The following is a 23,705-nucleotide window of genomic DNA, read 5'->3' as shown; positions in this document are numbered from 1 at the left end:
GACCCGCAGTGCTGAACGATCTCGACGAACGCATCGTGCACGCCCTCGCCGAGGACGCCCGCCGCTCCTACGCGGACATCGGGCAGCTCGTCGGCCTCTCCGCGCCCGCCGTGAAACGGCGTGTGGACCGGCTGCGCGCCACCGGGGCCATCACCGGCTTCACGGTCCGCGTCGACCCGGCGGCCCTGGGCTGGGAGACCGAGGGGTACGTCGAGATCTACTGCCGGCGCAACACCTCGCCGGAGACCATCCAGCGGGGCCTGGAGCGCTACCAGGAAGTCGTGGCCGCCTCCACCGTCACCGGGGAGGCGGACGCGATCGCCCAGGTCTTCGCCGCCGACATGCGTCACTTCGAGCGCGTCCTGGAGCGGATCGCGGGGGAGCCCTTCGTCGAGCGCACGAAGTCCGTGCTGGTGCTCTCCCCGCTGCTGCGCCGCTTCTCGTCCGGCTCGCCGACCTGAGCGCCGCCGGATCCGGCTCCGGAGCCGGATCAGGCTCCGACTCCGGTTCAGGCTCCGGCTCCGACTCCGACTCCGACTCCCGTTCAGGCTCCGGCTCCGGTTCAGGCTCCGCGAAGAGCTGGTGAACGAGCCGATCCCGGGTCTAACCTCTATGCCATGACCTGGCGACATTGATCCACCAGCCGTGCCTCCCGAGGGCCGCCTCGGACGCCGTACCCCCGGTGTCCGAAACGTCCCTGCGGGAAGGCCTCATGACTCTCTCACCTGCACGTGTGCCCGTCGACGCGCCCGGCGTACGGCGGCTCACGGCCACGCTGTACGGCTATTCGTTCCTGGACGAGTTCGTCCTGCTCTACCCCGTGTACGCGCTGCTGTTCGCCGACACCGGGCTGTCCGTCGGGCAGATGTCCTCGCTGTTCATCCTCTGGTCGGCGACCGGCGTCCTGCTGGAGGTCCCCTCCGGGGCCTGGGCGGACGCGTCTCGCGCCGCCTGCTGCTGTGGCTGGGACCGCTGCTGGGCGCGGCCGGCTTCGCCCTGTGGGTGCTCATCCCGTCGTACTGGGCCTTCGCCGCCGGCTTCGTGTTGTGGGGCGTGCGCGGCGCGCTGGGCTCGGGCGCGCTGGAAGCACTGGTCTACGAGGAACTGGAGCGGCTCGGCGCGGCCGACCGGTACGCCCGGATCATGGGCCGGGCCCAGGCGGCCGGGCAGGTCGCGGTGATGACGGCGATGGCCCTGGCCGGACCGGTGTTCGCGGCGTACGGCTATCCGGCGCTCGGCGCGGCCAGCGTGCTGGCCTGTCTGCTCTGCGCCGCGACCGCGACCCGCTTCCCCGAGCACCGAGGCCCCGCCACAGCCGCACCGGGCGGCGCCGGCTGGGCGGTGACCCTGCGGGCCGGTCTCGCCGAGGCCCGCCGCGACCGCTCCGTGCGCGGCGCCCTGCTGCTCGTCCCGGCCGTCGCCGCCGTCTGGGGCGCCCTCGACGAGTACACCCCGCTGCTGGCACGGGACACCGGCGCCCCCGACGCGGCGATCCCCTACCTGCTGATGATGGTCTGGGCCGGTGTCACCGCCGGAAGCCTGCTGGCCGGACCGGCCGAACGCCTGGGCCGCAGGGGCTTCGCCGCGCTGCTCACGGCCTCCGCGCTCGCCCTGGCCACCGGCGCGGGCACCGGCACGACGGCGGGCCTGGCCCTGGTGGCCGGGGCCTTCGGCGGCTTCCAGCTGGCGACCGTGCTGGCCGACGCCCGCCTCCAGCAGCGCATCGAGAGCACCGGCCGGGCCACCCTCACCTCGGTCGCGGGCCTCGGCACCGAACTCGCCACGATCACCGTGTACGTCACCTACGCCCAGCTCGCCTCGACGACCACGCACGGCACCGCCTTCGCCCTGCTCGCGGTGCCCTATCTGGTGATCGTCCCCCTGGTCGCCCTGCCGGCCGTCCTGCGGCGATGACGGCGGGCGCGGGGCGGCGCAACGAATCGCCGCCCCGCGCCCCGCGCACGCAACGAACCGCTCACCAGCGCGCAACGGCTTCTCCTTGTCCGTGCTGGTCAGCGACCGTACCGTCTAGATGTCACCCACACCCTTCCGCTTCCGGTGAGGAACACGCATGCGTATCGCCCTGCTCCAGAGCTCCGGCCGGCCCGGCTCGGTCGTCGAGAACCTCAAGGTCCTCGACGAGGCCGCGGGCCGCGCCGCCGCCGCGGGTGCCGGGCTGCTCGTCGCGCCGGAGATGTTCCTCACCGGCTATGCGATCGGCGACGACATCGCCCACCTCGCCGAACCCGCCGACGGTGACTCCGCGGACGCGGTCGCCGACCTCGCCGGGCGGCACGGCCTCGCGGTCGCCTACGGATACCCGGAGCGTGACGGCGAGGCGGTGTACAACTCCGCCCAGCTGATCTCCGCCGACGGCGTCCGCCTCGCGAACTACCGCAAGACCCACCTCTTCGGCTGCTTCGAGCGCGACCACTTCACGCCCGGCGACCAGCCCGTCGTCCAGGCCCAGCTGGGCGGCCTGACCGTCGGCCTCATGATCTGCTACGACGTCGAGTTCCCGGAGAACGTCCGCGCCCACGCCCTGGCCGGCACCGGCCTCCTGGCGGTGCCGACGGCGCAGATGCACCCCTTCCAGTTCGTCGCCGAGTCGATGATCCCGGTGCGCGCCTTCGAGAACCAGATGTACGTCGCCTACGTCAACCGGGTCGGTGTGGAAGGGGAGTTCGAGTTCGTCGGGCTCTCCACGCTGGCCGGTCCCGACGGTGTCGCCCGAGCCCGCGCCGGACGCGACGAGGAACTCGTGTTCGCCGACGCCGATCCCGCGTTCGTGGCCGCCTCCCGAGAGGCGAACCCGTATCTGAAGGACCGCCGCCCCGGCCTCTACGGGTCCCTGGTCTGAACCCGCTCTCCCCTCCACCCCCTTTCTTCGTTGCCGCAAGGAGTCCGCACCCCATGACGTCCACCGTGCCCAACGCCGTCGAGCACGCAGACGAGCAGCAGCCGCCGATCACCATGTTCGGCCCGGACTTCCCCTACGCCTACGACGACTTCCTCGCCCACCCGGCGGGGCTCGGCCAACTCCCGGCCACCGAGCACGGCACGGAGGTCGCCGTGATCGGCGGTGGACTGTCCGGGATCGTCGCCGCGTACGAGCTGATGAAGATGGGTCTCAAGCCGGTCGTGTACGAGGCCGACCGGATCGGCGGGCGCCTGCGCACCGTTGGCTTCGACGGCTGCGACCCCTCGCTGACCGCCGAGATGGGCGCGATGCGCTTCCCGCCCTCCTCCACGGCGCTCCAGCACTACATCGACCTCGTGGGCCTGGAGACCCGGCCGTTCCCCAACCCCCTCGCCGAGGTCACGCCCTCGACGGTCGTCGACCTCAAGGGCGAGTCGCACTACGCCGAGACGGTCGACGACCTGCCGCAGGTCTACCGGGACGTCGCCGCCGCCTGGAACAAGTGCCTCGAAGAAGGCGCGGACTTCTCGGACATGAACCAGGCCATGCGTGAGCGCGATGTGCCGCGCATCCGCGAGATCTGGGCGAAGCTCGTCGAGAAGCTCGACAACCAGACCTTCTACGGCTTCCTCTGCGACTCCGAGGCCTTCCGGTCCTTCCGCCACCGCGAGATCTTCGGCCAGGTCGGCTTCGGCACCGGCGGCTGGGACACCGACTTCCCCAACTCCATCCTGGAGATCCTCCGCGTCGTCTACAGCGAGGCCGACGACCACCACCGCGGCATCGTCGGCGGCTCCCAGCAACTGCCGCTGCGACTGTGGGAGCGCGAGCCGGAGAAGATCGTCCACTGGCCCTACGGCACCTCGCTCGCGAGCCTGCACGAGGGTGGCGAGCCCCGTCCGGCCGTGACCCGCCTCAACCGCACCGCGGGCAACCGGATCACCGTCACCGACGCGAACGGCGACATCCGCACCTACCGGGCCGCGATCTTCACCGCGCAGTCCTGGATGCTGCTGTCGAAGATCGCCTGCGACGACTCGCTCTTCCCGATCGACCACTGGACGGCGATCGAGCGCACCCACTACATGGAGTCGAGCAAGCTGTTCGTGCCCGTCGACCGGCCGTTCTGGCTGGACAAGGACGAGGAGACCGGCCGCGACGTCATGTCGATGACGCTCACCGACCGCATGACCCGCGGCACCTACCTCCTCGACGACGGACCGGACCGGCCCGCCGTCATCTGCCTGTCCTACACCTGGTGCGACGACAGCCTGAAGTGGCTGCCGTTGTCCGCGAACGAGCGGATGGAGGTCATGCTGAAGTCGCTCGGCGAGATCTATCCGAAGGTCGACATCAGGAAGCACGTCATCGGCAACCCGGTGACCGTCTCCTGGGAGAACGAGCCCTACTTCATGGGCGCGTTCAAGGCCAACCTGCCCGGCCACTACCGCTACCAGCGGCGCCTGTTCACCCACTTCATGCAGGACCGGCTGCCCGAGGACAAGCGGGGCATCTTCCTCGCCGGCGACGACATATCCTGGACCGCCGGCTGGGCCGAGGGCGCCGTCCAGACCGCCCTCAACGCGGTCTGGGGCGTGATGCACCACCTCGGCGGCGCGACGGACGCGACCAACCCCGGCCCCGGTGACGTGTACGACGAGATCGCCCCGGTCGAACTGCCGGAGGACTGAGGCCCGTCCGGCCCTGACCCCGCGGCCTCCGGCCCGTACCCGAGGCCTCCGGCCCTGACCCCGAGGCCTCCGGCCCTGAGCCCGCGGCCTCCGGCCCTGACCCCGCGGCCTCCGGCCCGTACCCCGGCTCCCGGCCTCAGAGCCGGGGTACGACCGCGCCGCCCGGCCAGTCCGTCATCGGGGTCAGCATCATGCGGCCCGCGAAGCCGACCGCCGCGTCGAGGCGGTCGGTGAACTCCCCGGCGACGTCCGGGAGACGGCGCAAGGCCCACAGGGCGCGGGCCGCGGACCAGGTGGCCTCGCGGGCCCGCTCCAGGCTCCAGGAGCCGAGCAGGTGGGTCAGCGGATCGGCGATCTGGAGCAGGTCGGGGCCCGGCATCAGGTCCTCGCGGACGCGCTCCTCCAACGCCACGAGCACATCGCCCACCCGGTCGAACTCGTCCTCCAGGTCGGCCGGTTCGCAGCCGAGGCGCTGACAGGCGTCCACGATGGCGAGCACCAGGTCGTGCCCGATATGGGCGTTGATGCCGGCGAGCGCGAACTGCAGCGGTCGTACGCCCGGATGGCGGCGGAGCTGGAACAGCGGGCGCCAGCAGGCCGGCGGGCGGTGGTCGGCCGTGGCGGCGTCGACGGCGGCGAGGTAGCGCTGCGCGAACCGTACGTCGAGCGTGACCGCGGCCCGGGCGTCGGGGAAGCGGCCGGTGTCGATGTGCCGGACCACCTCCTCCGTCACGGCGAGATAGACGCGGTTGAAGACGGCGATCCCGTCCCGTGGCGGGAGGGCCGCGTCGAGGGCGCGCATTCGGGAGAGCACCCCGTCGACGGACGTCTCGAGGGGAGGGACGAACTGTTGCAAGTGCGGCATGCAGGAAGGGTCGCAGCCCGACGCGGTCCCGCGGGCCCGCGGGACCTGTGCTTCCCCGGAACGGGGGAACGGATCCCTCGCGCGGGAGCGGGCGCCGCCGACCGCGGCTCGCCGTACGCCTACGAGCCGGCCTCGTCGTAGGAGCTGGTGCCCTCGTCCAGGAGCGGCGACTGCGTCTTGAGGTGGGCCGGGGCGAAGGCGCGCAGGGCGTGGTACCCGGTGATGACGACCAGCGTGCCCAGCGCGATACCGCTGAGGGAGAAGGTGTCCGTGAACTCCATGGTGACGTTCCCGACGCCGATGATGATGCCCGCGGCGGCCGGGACCAGGTTCAGCGGGTTGCGCAGGTCGACCCCGGCGTTGAGCCAGATCTGGGCGCCGAGCAGGCCGATCATGCCGTACAGGATGACCGTGATGCCGCCGAGGACGCCGCCCGGGATGGCGGCCACCACCGCGCCGAACTTGGGGCACAGTCCGAACAGGAGCGCGAAGCCGGCCGCGGCCCAGTAGGCGGCCGTGGAGTAGACGCGGGTCGCGGCCATCACGCCGATGTTCTCGGAGTACGTGGTGTTGGGCGGGCCCCCGACCGCCGTGGACAGCACCGAGCCGATGCCGTCGGCCGAGATCGCCGTGCCCAGCTTGTCGTCCAGCGGGTCGCCCGTCATCTCGCCGACCGCCTTGACGTGCCCGGCGTTCTCCGCGACCAGCGCGATGACGACGGGGAGCGCGACCAGGATCGCCGACCACTCGAAGCTCGGGCCGTGGAAGGACGGCAGGCCGATCCAGTCGGCCCGGCCCACGGCGGAGAGGTCCAGCCGCCAGTGGTCGGTGACCTCGCCGCTCGCGTCCGCCGAGTGGATCCGGCCGAAGATCCGGTCGAACACCCAGGAGATGGCGTAGCCGAGGACCAGGCCGAGGAAGATCGCGATGCGGGACCAGAATCCCCGCAGGCAGACCACCGCCAGGCCGGTGAACAGCATGACCAGGAGGGCCGTCCACTGGTCCTGCGGCCAGTAGGTGGAGGCGGTGACCGGGGCGAGGTTGAAGCCGATCAGCATCACGACCGCGCCCGTCACGACCGGCGGCATCGCGGCGTGGATGATCCGGGCGCCGAACCGCTGCACGGCCAGGCCCACCAGGAACAGCGCGACACCCACGACGAGGACCGCGCCGGTGACGGTGGCGCTGGTGCCGCCCTGTGCGCGGATGACCGCGGCGACGCCCACGAAGGAGAGGGAGCAGCCGAGATAGCTGGGCACCCGGCCGCGGGTCGCGAGCAGGAAGATCATGGTCGCGACGCCCGACATCATGATGGCCAGGTTGGGGTCCAGGCCCATGAGGACGGGTGCCACGAAGGACGCCCCGAACATGGCCACCACGTGCTGCGCGCCCAGGCCGGCCGTGCGGGGCCAGGAGAGCCGCTCGTCGGGGCGGACCACCGCTCCGGGCTCCGGCGTGCGTCCGTCGCCGTGCAGTTTCCAGCGGACGCCGAGATCCATGGTGGGGTTTCGCTTTCGTTCGTGCGGGGCGGATGTCCGGCCCGTGTGCGGGCGGACGCCGGCCCATTCTCCCGCGAAACCGGAGGGTGAGCGACCGCTTAGGGCGGGGCGGGTGTCCCGGGCGCGGCGTGCGCCGCGTGGGGACCGAGCCGCCGCCGGTGCCGCCCGCACCGCCGTGCGGCAACCGCGTATCGGCTATGAGGCCCTGGTGGCCAAGAGGGCTGCGAGCCCTCAGGAGCGCGGGCCGGGCACCGCGGCGTCCGGGGGGCCGACCTTCACGGACGTACGCTCGCCGCCGCGCAGCACGCCGGCGAACAGGACGAGCCCGAACGCCAGGACCGTCACCACGCCGAACGACACCATCAGGCTGGTCGCCTGCGCGACCCCGCCGATCAGGCTCGGCGCGATCAGCCCGGAGGTGTAGGTGATCGTCGCGACACCCGCGATGGCCTGGCTGGGATTGGGGCCGCTGTGTCCGGCCGCCGCGAAGCACAGCGGGACCACCACGGCGATGCCGAGGCCCATCATCCCGAATCCGCCCATCGCCGCCACCGGGTGATCCGCCACCACGATCAGCAGCCCGCCGGCGGTGGCCAGCACACCGCCCGTACGGACCGTGCGGACCGTGCCGAACCGGTTCACCACCGCGTCCCCCACGATCCGGGCCACCGCCATGGTGAGCATGAAGCCGGTCGTACAGGCCGCCGCGAGACCGGCCGAGGTGCCGAGGTGGTCCTCCAGGTAGACCGCCGACCAGTCCAGGCTGGCGCCCTCCGCGAACACCGCGCAGAAACCGACCGCGCCGATCAGCAGCGCCGAGCGCGGCGGCAGAGTGAAGCGCGGCGGGGCCTCCTCGTCCTCGGTGGGCCGCAGGTCGAGCACCCACCTGCAGGCCAGCAGGCCGAGCACGGTGAGGGCGGCGGCCGCCAGCACATGGTGCAGGCGCGCGTCCGTGCCCAGATGCGCGGCGAGCGTTCCGCCCGCCGAGCCGACCAGCGCGCCCGCGCTCCACATGCCGTGCAGGCCCGACATGATCGACTTGTCGAGCCGCTGCTCGACCTCGACGCCGAGGGCGTTCATCGCCACATCGGCCATGCCGGCGGTGGCGCCGTAGACGAACATCGCCAGGCACAGGGTGAGCATGTTCGGCGCCAGCGAGGGCAAGACGAGGGCCAGCGTCCACAGCACGAGCAGTCCGCGCAGGGCCGAGCGGCTGCCGAAGCGGTGGGTGATCCGGCTCGCCAGCGGCATCGCGCAGGCGGCGCCGAACGCCGTGAAGGCGAGGGCGAAGCCGAGCCGGCCGGCGCCCACGGAGGCGTGGTCCTGGATCCACGGCACCCGCGTGGCGAAGGAACCGGTGACCGCGCCGTGCACGGCGAACACGGCGGCCACGGCGTACCGGGCCCGCCGTAGCTCCGACGGTGCGTAGGTCACTGCGCTCATTCCTGGGGCCCCTCCTCGCCAGTGTGCCGCCCGGCGCGGTGCCGTGCGTGACCGCGTTCCCGCGGCGCCTGCGTAAACTATCAGGGACCCTGCCTGATAAATAGAGGCCGGTCCGGCGCGACGCTCCGGCGCCCATGGGAGGATTCCGCGCATGCCCGCATCCCCGAGCACCGCCCGGGCCATCAACGACCGGCTCGCCCTGCGGCTCCTCCAGGACGAAGGCCCGTTGACGGCGGGGCGGTTGAAACAGCTCACCGGTCTGTCCCGGCCCACCGTCGCCGACCTCGTCGAACGCCTCACCGCCGCCGGCCTGATCGAGGTCGTCGGCGAGGCGGGGGAGCAGCGACGCGGCCCGAACGCCCGGCTGTACGGCATCGTCACGGGCCGCGCCCATCTGGCCGCGCTGGACGTGCGCACCGAGGGCGTCGCCGTGCTGGTCTCCGACCTGGTCGGGCGGGTGCTCGCCGAGGCGTCCGTGCCGATCGGCGGCGACATCGGCACTGGACCCGCGGTGGAGCAGGCGGTGACCCTCGTCGAGCGGGCGCTGAAGGAGTCCGGAGCCGGCCGGCTGCACACCCTCGGCATCGGCGCGCCCGGCCTGATCGACCCCGCCACCGGCGAACTGCGCGACTCCTCCGGCCTGCCGGCCTGGCACCGCCGCCTGGTGGCAGCCCTCCAGGAACGGCTCCCCGAGGCCCGCGTGACGGTGGAGAACGAGACCAACCTCGCCGCCCTGGCCGAACAGCGCGAGGGTGCCGCCGTCGACCGGGACACCTTCGTGCTGCTCTGGCTGGGCCACGGCACGGGCGCGGCCGTCGTCCTGGACGGCGCCCTGCGCCGGGGAGCCTCCGGCGGCACCGGCGAGATCGGCTTCCTGCCGGTGCCCGGGACCACCGGTCTGCCGTCGGCCACGGACTGCGAGGGCGGCTTCCACTCCCTGGCGGGCTCGGCGGCGGTCGCCGCGCTGGCACGGGAGCACGGGCTGGGACCGGCCCGGGAGCCGGTGCCCGGCGAGCCGGCCGCGGCGGGCCTGGTACGGGCGGCGGTGGCACGGGCGACGGACGCGCGGGCGACACCCCCGACGGCACCCCCGACGGCGCTCCCGGCAGTGGCCTGGACGACGCCTCCGGCCGCTTCCTCGACGCCCTCGCCGACCGGCTCGCCATCGGCGTCGCCTCCGTCGTGGCCGTCCTCGACCCCGGATGCGTGGTCCTCGGCGGGGAGGTCGGCCAGGCCGGCGGCGAGACGCTCGCGACCCGGGTGGCGGACCGGCTGCGGCGGATGGCGCCGCTCCCCACCCAGGTGCGCCCGAGTCTCCTGGGCGGCGCCGCGGTCCTGCGCGGGGCGCTGCTGACGGCACGGGAGTCCGCCCAGGCGGAGTTGTTCGGGGGCCACTGACTTTCCGTGGGCGGTCGCGCCCATGGAGAGGCCCGGCGGCGGGCAAGGGCCGTCGTCACCGCCGCCGGGCCGGTCTTACGGGTTCAGCAGGACCCGAGGTCCTGCCACACCCCCCATTCACCGGTGGTGCCGGGCTCCTCGCCCTTGGTCCACCACTTGGCGCGCCAGCCGTGCCCCTTGTGGGACACCTTGCTCTCGCCGGCGTACTCCGTCGTCGCGGTCCAGGCCGGCGCGGTGCACTGCCCGGTCCCGCCGGAGGGGGACGGGGAGGCGCTCGGGCTGGAACTCGGACCGGTGCTCGGGCTCGGACTCGCGGACGTCGACGGCCCCGGGCTCGCGCCCGGCTCGACCACCGTCGTGCCCCGCGCCAGGTCACCGGCCAGCGCGTACGTCCGTCCGCCGAAGGTCACCGTCCAGTTCGACGGCGTCGACACCGGCAGGTGGTACACGAAGTCCACCTCCGTCGACGCCCCCGGCGCCAGCGTCTGCCAGGCGGGCAGCTTCAGCGAGACCCGGTGGTGGTCGCCCTTGAGGCCGCCGACGTTGCTCCCCGTGTGATCGCTGCTGATCACCGAAGTGCCCCAGCCCGACTGGTCCTTGGCGTTGCCGGGCGCCGACGTGCCGTAGTCGAAGCGGAACTCCGTGCCGCCGGGCAGGGTCGTGGACGTGTTGTTGGTGATCTTCAGCTTGGGGCTGATCGGGTAGTTGGAGTCGCCGAGCGGGAACTGCCCGAACTCCACGTCGATCTTCAGCGCCTCCGTCGGCAGTGCCACCGTCGACCGCTTCGCGCCGTACGGCGAGGCGGACCTGAACTTCTCGTACATGGCGGAGGTCAGCGTCGACCCCGGCTCGTACTGCCCCTTGGCCGCGTTCCAGCCGTAGTCGCCGGCCAGCTCCCACACCATCGTGCCGCCGATGCCCTGGTCGACGACGTAGTCGGCCTTGGCGGCGACGGACTGCTCGTCCTCGGTGGACAGGAACACCTTCTTCTCGGCGTTCCACAGCCAGGGCGCGACCAGCGTGGCGTCGTACTTGCGGGCGTAGGTGCCGGTCAGCCGGGTGTCCGCCGGGAAGCCGTACCGCGTGACGTAGTCGCCGACGACGCCCTTCTCCAGATTCTTCGCGTGCCACATCGGGTTGGAGCCCGCGGGCGCCTCCCGGCCGGCGGTGTCCAGGTCGTGCCAGAGGTTGTCGATGCCGACGGCACCGTCCCCGCACCTGGTGAGCCCCGACCCGGCCGGACAGGTGGTCGTGGCCGCTCTGCCCCACAGCCCGTCGGTCCCGCCGGTCACGTTCTTGAATCCCCTCGTGTAGTAGGGGAGTCCGATGTTGATCCGGCCGGCCGGCATCGACCCGCGGAAGTAGTGGTAGGCCCAGTCGGTGTTGAGGTAGCCGATCCCGCCGTACTGGGACGTCGAGTACACCCCCGCCGCGGCGAGTTCGGCGTCCTTGCCGTCGTCGAAGAGGGAGGCGTTCGGACCGACGTACTCGTTCCAGGCGCCGTGCAGGTCGTACGACATGATGTTGACGTAGTCCAGGTACTTCTGGACCTGGAAGGTCTCCATGCCGCGCAGCAGGTATCCCGACGAGGGCGCGGCCACCGACAGCAGATAGTGTCGGCCGTCCGCCGAACCCGCGCGGTCGAGCTTCTCGCGCAGGCTCTTCATCAGTGCCGCATAGCCCTTGACCAGGCCGGAGCGGCGGGCGTTGGAGAGGGACCAGTCGAGCGGGTTGCCCGCGTCCTTCATGGTCGTCGGGTACTCGTAGTCGATGTCGACGCCGTTGAAGCCGTACTTCCTGATGAAGTCGACGGCGGAATCCGCGAAGGTGTCGATGCCGGCCCGGTTGACCGAGCCGTCCGCGTTCGTGGCCATGGAGTAGAAGCCGCCGGAGTTCACCCGGGAGCCGTCGGCGGCGAAATAGCCGCCGGTCTCCGCCCAGCCGCCCACGGAGATGAGCGTCTTGACGTCCGGGTGCTGCTTCTTGAACTTGTTGAGCAGGTTGAAATGGCCCTGGTAGGGGAGTGCCGGGTCCATCTCGGCGCCGGCCACGCCCGGCCAGGTCATCCCGGTCGCCGCGTTGGCGGCGCCGTCCGCGCCCACGGAGAGCTTGTTGGCCCCGTCGACGTGCGCGAAGGCGTAGTTGAGGTGGGTGACCTTGTCCCAGGGGATGTCCGGGACCAGGTAGGCGGGCGTGCCGTCCTTGCCGGTGCGCCAGCCGGTGAAGTAGCCGATCACCCGGCGCTGGTGGTCGGCGCCCATCTTCTCCCGGCCGGCAGTGTCGTAGACCGAGCAGTAGGGGACGTCCACGCCTGGCGTCCCGTACAGCCCGTCGGGGCGGCAGGAGCCCTGGTCGGCGGCGTTCGAGACGGTGGCCGGGAGCCCGGCGAGCAGTAGACCCGCGACGGCCGCCGCGGCGGCGAGCAGCACGGGTCTCGCCCGGTGTCGTGAGGGGGACAGCACAGTCGGTTCCTCTCCACGGAAGTTGCGCAGACCCTAGAGAGGACTAGACCAGTGCGTCAATAGGTATGGACCAATTCGAAGAGGGCTGTGCGCGCGGCGAGTTGGGGCCCCCGGGGTCCGTCCGAGATGTCCATGGACACCCCCTGTGAGCCACCCCACAGACTTCACCCGCATGGACGAGTACCGGGCGTGGCACACTGGCCCTGTACCTACAGCAGCGCACTCCGGGGTCGGTGAAAGTCCGAACCGGCGGTTACAGTCCGCGACCCGGTCGCTTCCAGCGGCCGGTTGACCAGGTGAAATTCCTGGACCGACGGTTAAAGTCCGGATGGGAGGCAGTGCGCGGCGGGCAGGCATTCGTGCGTGCCGCCGTATACGTACTCGTCCGCGGACGAGTCTGTCCGGCGTCGCCCCCGTTGTCCTCGCTCGTTTCATTCTGTCGTCTTCGACAGGCCCCGGAGTCCGTGCCCTAACGAGGCAGGAGGACCCGGGAAGTGTTCACCGGAATCGTCGAAGAACTGGGTGAGGTCACCGCCGTCGAGAACCTCGGCGACGCCTCCCGTTTCCGGCTGCGCGGCCCCGTCGTCACCGACGGCGCCAAGCACGGCGACTCCATCGCCGTGAACGGGGTCTGTCTCACCGTCGTCGAGCACGAGGGCGACGAGTTCACCGCCGACGTCATGGCGGAGACCCTGAAGCGTTCCAGCCTCGGCGCCCTCACCGTCGGCTCCCGCGTCAACCTCGAACGGCCCACGGCCGTCGGCGCGCGCCTCGGCGGCCACATCGTGCAGGGACACGTCGACGGCACCGGACAGGTGCTGGAGCGCACGCCCTCCGAGCACTGGGAGATCGTCAAGGTCGCGCTCCCCGCCGACCTCGCCCGGTACGTCGTCGAGAAGGGCTCCATCACCGTCGACGGCATCAGCCTCACCGTCGTCGAAGCCGGCCAGGACCACTTCACCGTCAGCCTCATCCCCACCACCCTGGACCTGACCACCCTCGGTCTGAAGCAGCCCGGCGACCCGGTCAACCTCGAGGTCGACATCGTCGCCAAGTACGTGGAGCGGCTGATGGCCGCCACTCCGGGAGCGGCGAAGTGAACTCGCTGAACTCCGAGGCCTTCGTCCTCTTCGACCAGCACATCCTCTGGTCGGACATGATCGGCAACATCTTCGGCCTGGCCGGCCTCTTGCTCGGCTGGCGCCGGTCCATCTGGAGCTGGCCCGTCCAGTTCCTCTCCGGCCTCATCCTGTTCGGCGCCTTCTTCGGCCACCTGACCGGCAGCGCCGGCAAGCAGGCGGTCGTCATGACCGTCGCCCTCTACGGCTGGTGGCAGTGGAACCGCGACCGGAGCGGGTCCGCCGACGGCCACATCACCCCGCGCTTCGCCACCTGGCGCGAGCGCGCGGCCATGGCCGGCGCCGCCGCCGCCGGCACGGTCGCCGTGGCCCTCCTCTTCAAGGCCCACCCGAGCCTGTCCTGGGACCCCTGGCCCGACGCCTACATCTTCGTCGGCACCGTCGTCGCCATGTACGCCCAGGCCAGGGGGATGGTCGAGTTCTGGTTCGCCTGGCTGCTCGTCGACCTCGTCGGCGTCCCGCTGAACTTCGCCAACGGCTACGCCTTCTCCGGCTTCGTCTACGTCATCTACGGCGCGCTCGTCCTGTGGGGCATGCGCGACTGGTGGCTGCGCTCCCGCAGGGGTTCGCGGCCCGCTCTGGAAGGAGCGCCCGCATGAGCACGGCACCCATCCTCTACACCACCGACGGCGTCGAGGACTTCGCGCTCGACCCGGTCGAGCAGGCCATCGCCGACATCGCCGCCGGCCGCCCCGTCGTGGTCGTCGACGACGAGGACCGCGAGAACGAGGGCGACCTCGTCATCGCCGCCGAGAAGGCCACCCCCGAGATCGTCGCCTTCATGATGAGCGAGTGCCGCGGTCTGATCTGCGCCCCCATGGAGGGCGACGAACTGGACCGGCTCGAACTCCCGCAGATGGTCGCGGACAACACCGAGTCGATGAAGACGGCGTTCACCGTCTCCGTCGACGCCTCCGCCGAGCACGGCGTGACCACCGGCATCTCCGCCGCCGACCGCGCCACCACCCTGCGGCTCCTGGCCGACGGCACCGCCGAGCCCACCGACCTCGTCCGCCCCGGCCATGTCTTCCCGCTGCGCGCCAGGCCCGGCGGCGTCCTCGTCCGCAACGGACACACCGAGGCCGCCGTCGACCTCGCCCGGCTCGCGGGCCTGCGCCCGGCCGGCGCGATCGTCGAGATCGCCGGCGAGGACGGCCGCATGCTGCGCCTGCCCGAGCTGATCCCGTTCGCCCGCAAGCACGGCCTGACGATCATCTCCATCGAGGACCTGATCGCCTACCGCCGCACCGCCGAGCCGACCGTCCGCCGCGAGGCCGAGACCCGCCTGCCCACCGTCCACGGCACCTTCACCGCGTACGGCTACCGCTCCACCGTCGACGGCGTCGAGCATGTCGCCCTCGTGCACGGCGAGATCGGCGACGGCAAGGACGTCCTGGTCCGCGTCCACTCCGAGTGCCTCACCGGGGACGTCTTCGGCTCCGCGCGCTGCGACTGCGGCCCCCAGCTCGACACCGCCCTGGAGCGGATCCAGACCGAGGGGCGGGGCGTCGTCGTCTACCTGCGCGGCCACGAGGGCCGGGGCATCGGCCTGCTGTCCAAGCTGCGGGCGTACGAACTCCAGGAGCGCGGCCGGGACACCCTCGACGCCAACCTGGAGCTGGGTCTGCCCGCCGACGCCCGGGACTACGCGGCCGGCGCCCAGATCCTCGACGACCTGGGCGTGCGCAGCGTACGTCTGATGACGAACAACCCCGAGAAGTCCGACGCGCTCACCCGGCACGGCGTCGAGGTCGCCGCCCGCGAACCGATGCCCGTCCAGGCGGGCGAGCACAACATCCGCTACCTGCGCACCAAGCGGGACCGGATGGGACACGACCTGCCCTGGCTGGACACGGCCCCCGTGTCCCCCTGCGGCAACCAGTAAGCACAGCACTAAGGAGAGACGTGAGCGGCAAGGGTGCACCGGAACTGTCCGTACGCAATGTGGGTGACCTCCGGGTCGCCGTCATCGCGGCACAGTGGCACGAGAAGGTGATGGACGGACTGGTCGACGGCGCCCTGCGCGCCCTGCACGACCTGGGCATCGACGAGCCGACCCTGCTCCGGGTCCCCGGCAGCTGGGAACTGCCGGTCGTCGCCAAGGTCCTCGCGGGCCGCGGCTACGACGCGATCGTCGCCCTCGGTGTCGTCATCCGCGGCGGCACCCCGCACTTCGAGTACGTGTGCCAGGGCGTCACCCAGGGCCTGACCCAGGTCTCCGTCGACACCGGAGTCCCCGTCGGCATGGGCGTCCTCACCTGCGACACCGAGGAACAGGCCCTGGACCGGGCCGGCATCGAGGGCTCCCGCGAGGACAAGGGACACGAGGCGGTGACCGCGGCGGTCGCGACCGCGGCCACCCTCCGCTCAGTATCCGAACCCTGGCGGTAGGCAGGCCGGCACAACGGCTAGGGTGGGATCACCATGTCCAAGAAGACGTTCGAGGAGCTGTTCACCGAGCTCCAGCAGAAGGCCGCCAACGGCGACCCCGCCACTTCCCGCACCGCAGAACTGGTCGGGAAGGGGGTCCATGCCATCGGCAAGAAGGTCGTCGAAGAGGCCGCCGAGGTCTGGATGGCCGCCGAGTACGAGGGCAAGGAGGCGGCAGCCGAGGAGATCTCGCAGCTGCTGTACCACGTCCAGGTGATGATGGTCGCCCGCGGCATCTCGCTGGACGACGTCTACGCCCACCTCTGAGCCCCGCACATCCCCCCGATCACCACCACGCGAAGGAAGCCGACCTCATGCTGCGCATCGCCATCCCCAACAAGGGTTCCCTGTCCGGACCTGCGGGGGAGATGCTCCATGAGGCCGGCTACCTGCAGCGCCGCGAATCCAAGGAACTGCGGATCGTCGACCCGGAGAACGAGGTCGAGTTCTTCTACCTCCGCCCCCGCGACATCGCGATCTACGTCTCCTCCGGCCGCCTCGACATCGGCATCACCGGCCGCGACCTGCTCATCGACTCCGCAGCCGACGCCGAGGAGATCCTCCCGCTCGGCTTCGCCCGCTCCACCTTCCGCTTCGCCACCAAGCCGGGCACGGCCGGCGGCGTCAAGGACCTCAAGGGCATGACGATCGCCACCTCCTACGAGGGCATCGTCGCGGGGCACCTCGCCGACCACGGCATCGACGCCTCCGTCGTCCACCTGGACGGCGCCGTCGAGACCGCCATCGAGCTGGGCGTCGCCGAGGTCATCGCCGACGTCGTCGAGACCGGCACCTCCCTGCGCAACGCGGGCCTCGAGGTCATCGGCGAGCCGATCATGAAGTCCGAGGCCGTCGTCATCCGCCGGACCGGCGCCGACGGCGAGGACCCCAAGGTGCGGCAGTTCCTGCGCCGCCTCCAGGGCGTCCTGGTGGCCCGGACCTACGTGATGATGGACTACGACTGCCGCGTCGAGCAGCTCGAGAAGGCGGTCGCGCTGACCCCCGGCCTGGAGTCGCCGACGGTCTCCCCGCTGCACAACGAGGGCTGGGTCGCCGTCCGTGCCATGGTCCCCGCCAAGGAGGCCCAGCGGATCATGGACGACCTGTACGACATCGGCGCCCGCGCCATCCTCACCACGGCCATCCACGCCTGCCGACTCTGAGAACTCCGGGAAGATGTCCGACCAGCCCACGCTCCCCGTCACCTTCCGGCCGACCCGCACCCGCGCGGTGCTGCTCTCGGCCGGAGTGGCGCTCTTCGTCGTCATCTCCGCCGTCGCCCTGCTGCTGGAGCAGCTCGGCCCGGGGGAGCGGCTCAGTTTCGTCTTCACCGGCGCCCTCTGCTTCTGGGTGCCCGCCCAGCTGGCCCGGGTCAGGGTCGTCGCCGACGACTCGGGCGTCACCGTGGTGAACATCGCGAGCAGACGGCGCCTGGAATGGGCCGAGATCCTCAGGGTGAACCTGCGGGCGGGCGACCCCTGGGTCTTCCTCGACCTCAGCGACGGCACCAGCCTGCCCGCGCTCGGCATCCAGCCCGGCATCGACAAGCAGCAGGCCATCGCCCATGCGCGCGCCCTGCGCAGCCTCGTGGAGGCCCGGTCCGTTCACCGGTCAGAGCAGGATCAGGGCTGACCCGGAGCACGTCAGGGCTGACTCCGCGCATTGTCAGGGGTGACTCGGGGGCGTCCACCCTGCCGCCGGACCCGCTGTCTTGATTAATCTGGTGCCGGAGACGTTCCCCTTCGCGCCTCCACCCCCGTCGTGCCCTGCCGGGCGCGCGGGGGGTCCTGCTACCCGAGGAGTGACCCTCTCCGGCGATGGACGGTTCGTCCTGTAGTACCTGCGCCGCCCCCTCCGACGTGGAGGCGGCGGCACCATGACCATCCCCCTGCTGCTCCTGGCAGCCGCGTTCCTGCTCATCCTCGCCAACGGTTTCTTCGTGGCCGCCGAGTTCGGCCTCGTCACCGTCGAGCGACAGGAAGCCGAGAAGGCCGCCGCCGAGGGCGACCGACGAGCCCGTACGGTCGTCGAGTCGCTGAAGGAGCTGTCCTTCCAGCTCTCCGGCACACAGCTCGGCATCACCATCACCTCCCTCGTCGTCGGCATGCTCGCCCAACCGGCGCTCGCCGAGCTGCTCGGCGGTCCCCTCACCGCGGTCCGCGTACCCGGGGGCGCCGTCTCCGGTGTGGCCGTCGTCATCGGCATGCTGCTGGCCTCCGCCGTGCAGATGGTGGTCGGTGAACTCGTGCCGAAGAACTGGGCGGTCTCCAAGCCCCTCCAGGTCGCGCGGTTCGTCGCCGGCCCGCAGCACGCGTTCGCCCGCCTGTTCCGGCCGGTCATCGCCGGGCTCAACGCCGTCGCCAACCGGCTCGTGCGCGCGCTGGGCGTCGAGCCCACCGAGGAGCTGGCCTCCGCCCGCACCCCTGGTGAGCTCGTCTCCCTGGCCCGGCACTCCGCCCGGGCCGGCACACTCGAGCAGGACACGGCCGACCTCTTCGTGCGGACCCTGTCGCTGGCCGAGCTGACCGCGCAGCACGTGATGACGCCACGCGTGAAGGTCAGCGCCCTCCAGGCGTCGGCCACCGCCGAGGACGTGGTCAACCTGACCCGGGCCACCGGCCTGTCCCGTTTCCCCGTCTACCGCGAGAAGATCGACGAGATCGTCGGCATGGTCCACCTCAAGGACGCCCTGGCCGTCCCCGTCCACGACCGGTTGCGCACCCCGCTCGGCCGGATCGCCCGTCCGGCCCTGCTGGTCCCCGAGACCCTGCCCGTGCGGCCCCTGCTGGCCCGGCTGCGCAGCGAGCAGCCCATCGCCGTCGTCGTCGACGAGTACGGCGGCACCGCCGGTGTGGTGACGCTGGAGGACATCGTCGAGGAGATCGTCGGCGAGGTCCGCGACGAGCACGACGGCCTGGACATCCCCGAACTGGCCACCGCCCCGCCCGAGGACGGCAGGCCCGCCTGGGACGTCGACGGCAGCTGCCGGGTCGACACCCTCCGGCGTACAGGCCTCGACGTGCCCGAGGGGCCCTACGAGACGGTCGCCGGGCTCGTCGCCGATTCTCTCGGCCGCATCCCGGCCGTCGGTGACCGGGCCGAGCTGCCCGGCTGGCGGCTGTCGGTCCGCCGCGTGGGCCACTACCGGGCCGAGCGGGTCAGGATCGTCCGTACCGGAGCGGTCGTGGAGGACGCCCGATGAGCGTGCTCCAACTCGCCTTCGCCGGCCTGCTCGTGCTCGCGAACGGATTCTTCGTCGGCGCCGAGTTCGCCCTGGTGTCCGTCCGCCGCAGCCAGATCGAACCGCTCGGCACCACGCGGTCCCGCCAGGTCCTCCACGGCCTGGAACACCTTCCCCAGATGATGGCCGCCGCCCAGTTCGGCATCACCGTGTGCTCCCTGACCCTGGGCGCGGTCGCCGAACCGACGGTGGCACAGTTGCTGGAGCCGGTCTTCGAGTGGATCCACCTGCCGCACGGCATGATCCACCCGCTGGGTTACGTCATCGCCCTGGCGGCCGTCGTCTTCTTCCACCTCGTCATCGGCGAGATGGTCCCGAAGAACCTGGCCCTGGCGGCCCCGGAGAAGGCCGCGCTGTGGCTAAGCCCCGGCCTGGTCGCCTTCGCCCGACTCTGCCGGCCGATCACCGTCGCCCTCGGCGCCTGCGCCCAGGGCATCCTGCGCCTCTTCGACGTCGAGCCCAGGGACGAGGTCGAGGCCGTCTTCACCAGTGAGCAGCTCAACCGGCTGGTGGAGGACTCCGGTCAGGCCGGCCTCCTCGATCCCGAGGAGCAGGAGCGGCTGGAGGACGCGCTGGAGCTGGGCTCCCGCCCGGTCACGGACGTCCTGCTGAAGCGCGAGTCGCTGGTGACGGTCCCGCCGTCGGTCACGCCGGGGCAGATCGTCGGCCTCACCGCCCGCACCGGTTACTCCCGCTTCCCCGTCGCCGCGGAGAACGGCGCCTTCATGGGCTACCTGCATGTGAAGGACGTCCTCGACCTGGAGGAGTCCGAGCGGGCGGTGCCGCAGCAGGTGTGGCGTCCGATGACGACGCTCCGCTCCGAACTGCCGCTGGACGACGCGCTGACGGTGATGCGGCGGGCGGCGACCCACCTGGCGCAGGTCGCCGACGCCTCGGGCAGGGTGCTCGGCCTGGTCGCGCTCGAGGACGTCCTGGAGCTGCTGGTCGGCGAGGTGACGGACCCCGCGCACCGGGACTATCCCGAGGTGGTGATGGCGACCTAGGCGATCGGGTCGCCGGGGCGGGTGAGACGTGTACGTCCGCTCGCCCCGGCCCGTCCGCCGAGCACGCCCATGGCCTGTCGTTCGGATCACGTCGCAGACGCGGGGTCCGGCACGCGCATCTGCCGCGTTGCCGTCGGTTGCCGACGCTCCACGTCGACGCCCTCCTCCGCCTTGCGGCCGCACGCACCGGACCCCGCTCACCGGCACTGAACAGCGCCGTCGACTTCCTGCGGCCCGATCCGAACGACATGCCCTAGGCCGGGTCCTGCGGCCCCCGTCCCGACAGCACCTCGCCGTACGCCTGCATCAGGTCCGGCAGTCGTAGTGTCGACAAGTCGTCCCGGGTCAGCGTCCCTGGATACGTCGACAGCCGCAGGTCCCGGTAGGCGCAGCTCTTCTCGTACAGGGTCCGCAGGAAGCGTCCGTTGCCCAGCTCGTCGATCCACCCCTGGTCCACCACGTGCCCGGCGATCGACCGCAGCTCGTCCAGCGCCTCCTCGTCCCACGCGTCACCGTTGTCCGCCGCGAGCACCTCACCGATCGACGTGAGTTCGAGCGGACGGTACGACGGGAAGTCGACGCGGGTCGTGAAGCGGGAGGAGAGTCCCGGGTTCGCCGCGAGGAGGCGGTCCATGCCCTCCGGATAGCCGGCCAGGATCACCACCAGGTGGTCGCGGTTGTCCTCGGCCCGCTTCAGCAGCACCTGGAGGGCCTCGTCGCCGTACGCGTCGCCCTTGCCGTAGCCGGAGTTGGACAGGGAGTAGGCCTCGTCGACGAAGAGGACGCCGCCCAACGCGGAGTCGATCAGTTCGTTGGCCTTCACGGCCGTCTGGCCCAGGTACTCGCCGACGAGGTCGGCCCGCTGGGCCTCCACCAGGTGGTCGCCGCCGAGCAGGCCGAGGGCGTAGAAGACGCGGCCGAGGATGCGCGCCACCGTGGTCTTGCCGGTGCCGGACGGGCCGGAGAACACGAAGTGCCGTTTCGGCGGCTGGACCGGGAGGCCCTGCCCGGCCCGCAGCCGAGCCATGTTCAGCTGTGCCGACAGCGCCTTGACCTGCCGTTTCACCGGCTCCAGGCCCACCATGCGCTCCAGCTCGGCGAGCGCCTCCTCCAGTAACACCGGGTCGGTGGGGCCGGCCGGCAGGACCGTGGACACCACGGTCTTCTCGCGTACGGCCGGGTCGGGCACCGTAGGGACGGGACCGACGGGCGGCAGGTCGGCCGGCTCGGTCAGCTTGAGGTCCCGGCCCTCGGTGCCGAACAGCGGGTCCAGGACGTCCGGCCCGTCCCCGACGTCCTGCCCGACACCGCTCAGCGTGATGGCCGCGAGGTCGGCGGTGTCGTCGTAGCCGTCGCCCTCGGAGATCGCGGCGAGCCGGGCCGAGGTGTCCATGAAGGCGGGGTCGACGCGGTGCACGGCCCGGTACAGGGGGAGCGCGGCGGCGGAACGGCCGGTGCCCTCGTGCGCGCGGGCCAGCCAGTACCGCAGCTCCTTGCGCTGCGGCTGTTCGCTGCGGCAGCGCATCAGCGCGGTCGAGAGCAGCGGCTCGGCCTGCCCGTACATCTCCAGCCGGACCCGGGCCATGCCGCCGAACAGACCGGCCTCGATGCCGAGGAGGGGGTCGTCGAGGAGCGGGTCGGTGTGCCGGACGAGCTGCTCCCAGTCCTTGACCAGGTAGGCGCGGCAGGCGTGCAGGAAGCGGACCTGGTGGTCGGTGTCGACGGGCGGCAGACCCGCGAGCGCCCGGTCCAGCTCGGGCACGTGCCGGCCGTCCAGCCAGTGCGATGCGTGCGCGAGCAGCAGGTCGCGGGGGCTCTCCAGCACGGGTTGCACCCACCAGCCCAGCCAGTACCAGGAGTTGAGCGTTCGGCGGTGCCGGGTGCGCTGTTCGCCGAAGCGGTCGCGGTGCCGGAACATCCTGAGCAGCGCCGTCGTCGTGTCGACGCGCAGCGCGTGCAGCCCGAGCCAGCCGTCGGCCATGCCGGGATCGATCCGCACCGCGGTGCGGAACTCCTCCTCCGCCTGCGGATACGCGCCCACGGTGTAGGCGTCCACGCCTCGTAGCCAGGCGAGGTCGGCCGGGGCCTCGGGGCCCTGGGTGCCGAAGTCCATCACGTCCCCCACAAACCGTGCCCCGTCGGCGTCGGTATGCCGCCGGGCGGAGCCCTTCGGCTGCCATGGTCCAACGGCTGTGCCGCGGACCGGAGTTGCCAGGTGCGCGCAGCAGTCGTCCGTAGGTCGCACCGAGGGCATCGTACCTGCGGGGGAGCACCCCGCCGAAGGGTGCGGCACAGCCCGTTTGACGAGGTGGGAGCAGAGGGGGCGCACCGCCGGGTGGTGACCCTGGGTGAACTGTCGGCACCACGGCGCGTCCGTAAACCGGCGCGAACGGGGGCGTGAGGGCAGAACGAAGCCCCCGATCACGGGGGAACAACCGGGGGCTTCGCGACTGCGGGCGGCCCCTGAGGCCGCGCATTGAGAACGTAAGTCCTGTACGGGCCCCCGGTCAAGCCGAGTTGGAGCACTTGGCGAAGTTCAAACGCAAGGCCCTTCACAGTTTCACCACACCGAGGGTGGTCGCTCACGCTGTGTGACGCGGTGGTGCGCTCAGCGCGTTCCCTCGGGCCCCGGGAACACCTCGTACCCCTTGGGCAACTGCCGTACCAACCCGTGCGCGTACGGCCGCGACGGGTCTTCGGCGAAATGTCGTGCCTCCGCCTCGACCCATCCGTCCCAGAACTCCCGCTGTTCCTCCCCGTCCCGGAACCGCCCGCGGGCCCAGGCCTCCTCGTGGGGCAACTCCATCCACAGCAGCTGCGCCAGGAACGGCCGCAGGGCGCGGCGGCCGGCGCCGACGCCCTCGATCACCATCACGGGAGCCGGGGGGAGCGGCCGGGACGGGCCGAAGCGACGGGTGCGCCAGTCGTAGGGGGCGTAGTGCGCCGTCCCGCCCCGGGCGAGCGGCTCGAGCACCTGGGTCAGCAGCCGCCCGGTCCACGCGAACAACTCGTCGTGGGTCGCGAGGTCGTCCAGGTGCACCATCGGTGCCCCGCCCAGTTCCTCGGCCAGCCGCTCCGCGAACGTGGACTTTCCCGATCCGGCGTGCCCGTCGACGCCGATCAGGCGGACCGGGCCGCAGGACGGCGGCAGGCGGCGGAGCCGGGAGGCGAGCTGGCGGATGGCGGTTCCTGACGGATCTCGGCGGTCTCGGTGATCGCGGTGGTGGGGGTGCGGGCGGTGGTCGCGGCGGTGGGGCTGGCAAGTCTAGTGGCGCGAGTTCACCCTCCCGCAGGTCACGCCAGTGGACCAGACCAATATTTCCGGGCGTGGCACGGGCGGAGGTGCTGGCAGGTCCGCCCACCTCCCGCCATAGTTGGCCCACACCGCACGCCGGACCCGCTCCGACTCGGACACCTTGGGGGTCTTCCGCTCATGAGCAGAGCCGAACAGCCGTCCAGCAGAGCCGACCGGCTCTCCGACCGAACCGATCAGCCGTCGCGCAGGTCACTCCTGGCCGCCGCGGTCGTCGCAGCCGTGGCGGGTGGCCGCGGCCCCGCGACGGCCGAGGCCGCCGGTCCGCGGCCCGCGGGCCCGGCCGCGGCGCCCGCTGGC

18 protein-coding genes, 2 pseudogenes and 1 riboswitch are annotated in these 23,705 nt (G+C 71.8%); of the genes and pseudogenes, 14 read left to right on the top strand and 6 right to left on the bottom strand.

What is annotated here, in order from left to right; translation table 11 throughout:
* Positions 1–8 precede the first annotated feature (8 nt).
* From BM536_RS19335 to BM536_RS19315, 4 genes and pseudogenes are all read left to right on the top strand, one after another.
* On the top strand, positions 9–461 hold the full coding sequence (locus BM536_RS19335) for an Lrp/AsnC family transcriptional regulator (RefSeq protein WP_073493514.1): 453 nt from the start codon (positions 9–11) through the stop codon (positions 459–461).
* A 251-nt stretch (positions 462–712) separates the two neighbouring features.
* Positions 713–1,914, top strand: a pseudogene (locus BM536_RS19325) (MFS transporter).
* Positions 1,915–2,071: 157 nt separating this feature from the next.
* Positions 2,072–2,860 carry a carbon-nitrogen hydrolase family protein gene (locus BM536_RS19320; RefSeq protein ID WP_094103260.1) on the top strand — a complete coding sequence of 263 codons (789 nt, stop codon included), beginning with the start codon at positions 2,072–2,074 and terminating at the stop codon, positions 2,858–2,860.
* A 53-nt stretch (positions 2,861–2,913) separates the two neighbouring features.
* Positions 2,914–4,611 (top strand): flavin monoamine oxidase family protein, encoded by a 1,698-nt coding sequence (locus BM536_RS19315; RefSeq protein ID WP_094103259.1) that lies wholly within the window; start codon positions 2,914–2,916, stop codon positions 4,609–4,611.
* A 136-nt stretch (positions 4,612–4,747) separates the two neighbouring features.
* On the opposite strand, the gene BM536_RS19310 is transcribed toward BM536_RS19315, so the two are convergent.
* From BM536_RS19310 to BM536_RS19300, 3 genes are all read right to left on the bottom strand, one after another.
* The gene (locus BM536_RS19310) at positions 4,748–5,476 is read right to left on the bottom strand and encodes a DUF5995 family protein (protein WP_094103258.1); all 729 of its coding nucleotides are present in this window, start codon (positions 5,474–5,476) and stop codon (positions 4,748–4,750) included.
* A 119-nt stretch (positions 5,477–5,595) separates the two neighbouring features.
* Positions 5,596–6,975: a uracil-xanthine permease family protein gene (locus BM536_RS19305; protein ID WP_094103257.1), complete on the bottom strand. Its 1,380-nt coding sequence runs from the start codon at positions 6,973–6,975 to the stop codon at positions 5,596–5,598.
* 231 nt (positions 6,976–7,206) lie between these two features.
* Positions 7,207–8,418 (bottom strand): MFS transporter, encoded by a 1,212-nt coding sequence (locus BM536_RS19300; protein ID WP_073493518.1) that lies wholly within the window; start codon positions 8,416–8,418, stop codon positions 7,207–7,209.
* 151 nt (positions 8,419–8,569) lie between these two features.
* Here BM536_RS19300 and BM536_RS19295 point away from each other — a divergent pair.
* Positions 8,570–9,816, top strand: a pseudogene (locus tag BM536_RS19295) (ROK family transcriptional regulator).
* An 83-nt stretch (positions 9,817–9,899) separates the two neighbouring features.
* Here BM536_RS19295 and BM536_RS19290 read toward each other — a convergent pair.
* The gene (locus tag BM536_RS19290) at positions 9,900–12,278 is read right to left on the bottom strand and encodes a chitinase C-terminal domain-containing protein (RefSeq protein WP_073498103.1); all 2,379 of its coding nucleotides are present in this window, start codon (positions 12,276–12,278) and stop codon (positions 9,900–9,902) included.
* Between the two features lie 215 nt (positions 12,279–12,493).
* Positions 12,494–12,624, top strand: a riboswitch (FMN riboswitch).
* Positions 12,625–12,772: 148 nt separating this feature from the next.
* On the opposite strand from BM536_RS19290, the gene BM536_RS19285 reads away from it, so the two are divergent.
* The 9 genes from BM536_RS19285 to BM536_RS19245 all read left to right on the top strand — a co-directional run bounded on the left by BM536_RS19285 (position 12,773) and on the right by BM536_RS19245 (position 20,092).
* Positions 12,773–13,378 (top strand): riboflavin synthase, encoded by a 606-nt coding sequence (locus BM536_RS19285; protein ID WP_073498101.1) that lies wholly within the window; start codon positions 12,773–12,775, stop codon positions 13,376–13,378.
* Positions 13,375–14,016 carry a nicotinamide mononucleotide transporter family protein gene (locus BM536_RS19280; protein WP_073498099.1) on the top strand — a complete coding sequence of 214 codons (642 nt, stop codon included), beginning with the start codon at positions 13,375–13,377 and terminating at the stop codon, positions 14,014–14,016. Before BM536_RS19285 ends, BM536_RS19280 begins: the two co-directional genes overlap by 4 nt.
* A complete protein-coding gene (locus tag BM536_RS19275) occupies positions 14,013–15,302 on the top strand; it encodes a bifunctional 3,4-dihydroxy-2-butanone-4-phosphate synthase/GTP cyclohydrolase II (protein ID WP_073498097.1) in 1,290 nt (429 codons plus the stop codon). Before BM536_RS19280 ends, BM536_RS19275 begins: the two co-directional genes overlap by 4 nt.
* Positions 15,303–15,322: 20 nt before the next feature.
* Positions 15,323–15,808 (top strand): 6,7-dimethyl-8-ribityllumazine synthase, encoded by a 486-nt coding sequence (gene ribH, locus BM536_RS19270; protein WP_073498095.1) that lies wholly within the window; start codon positions 15,323–15,325, stop codon positions 15,806–15,808.
* Positions 15,809–15,841: 33 nt separating this feature from the next.
* Entirely contained in the window at positions 15,842–16,114 is a 273-nt protein-coding gene (locus BM536_RS19265; RefSeq protein ID WP_020128904.1) for a phosphoribosyl-ATP diphosphatase, read from the top strand.
* A gap of 47 nt (positions 16,115–16,161) precedes the next feature.
* Entirely contained in the window at positions 16,162–17,010 is an 849-nt protein-coding gene (gene hisG, locus BM536_RS19260; RefSeq protein WP_073498094.1) for an ATP phosphoribosyltransferase, read from the top strand.
* Between the two features lie 13 nt (positions 17,011–17,023).
* Positions 17,024–17,479, top strand: a complete 456-nt coding sequence (locus BM536_RS19255; protein ID WP_073498092.1) for a PH domain-containing protein — start codon at positions 17,024–17,026, stop codon at positions 17,477–17,479.
* A 244-nt stretch (positions 17,480–17,723) separates the two neighbouring features.
* Positions 17,724–19,049, top strand: coding sequence for a hemolysin family protein (locus tag BM536_RS19250; protein WP_073498091.1), 1,326 nt, complete (start codon positions 17,724–17,726; stop codon positions 19,047–19,049).
* Positions 19,046–20,092, top strand: coding sequence for a hemolysin family protein (locus tag BM536_RS19245; protein WP_073498090.1), 1,047 nt, complete (start codon positions 19,046–19,048; stop codon positions 20,090–20,092). The genes BM536_RS19250 and BM536_RS19245 overlap by 4 nt, the downstream gene beginning before the upstream one ends.
* Before the next feature lie 253 nt (positions 20,093–20,345).
* Here the strand turns inward: BM536_RS19245 and BM536_RS19240 are convergent, their stop codons facing one another.
* Positions 20,346–22,205, bottom strand: coding sequence for an AAA family ATPase (locus BM536_RS19240; RefSeq protein WP_073498088.1), 1,860 nt, complete (start codon positions 22,203–22,205; stop codon positions 20,346–20,348).
* A gap of 495 nt (positions 22,206–22,700) precedes the next feature.
* On the bottom strand, positions 22,701–23,273 hold the full coding sequence (locus BM536_RS19235; protein WP_094103256.1) for a uridine kinase family protein: 573 nt from the start codon (positions 23,271–23,273) through the stop codon (positions 22,701–22,703).
* Positions 23,274–23,705: the final 432 nt, after the last annotated feature.

It is taken from the genome of Streptomyces phaeoluteigriseus (assembly GCF_001896135.2).
In the GTDB taxonomy this organism is placed as follows: Bacteria; Actinomycetota; Actinomycetes; order Streptomycetales; family Streptomycetaceae; genus Streptomyces; species Streptomyces phaeoluteigriseus.
This window is presented reverse-complemented; position numbering and strand designations above follow the sequence as displayed.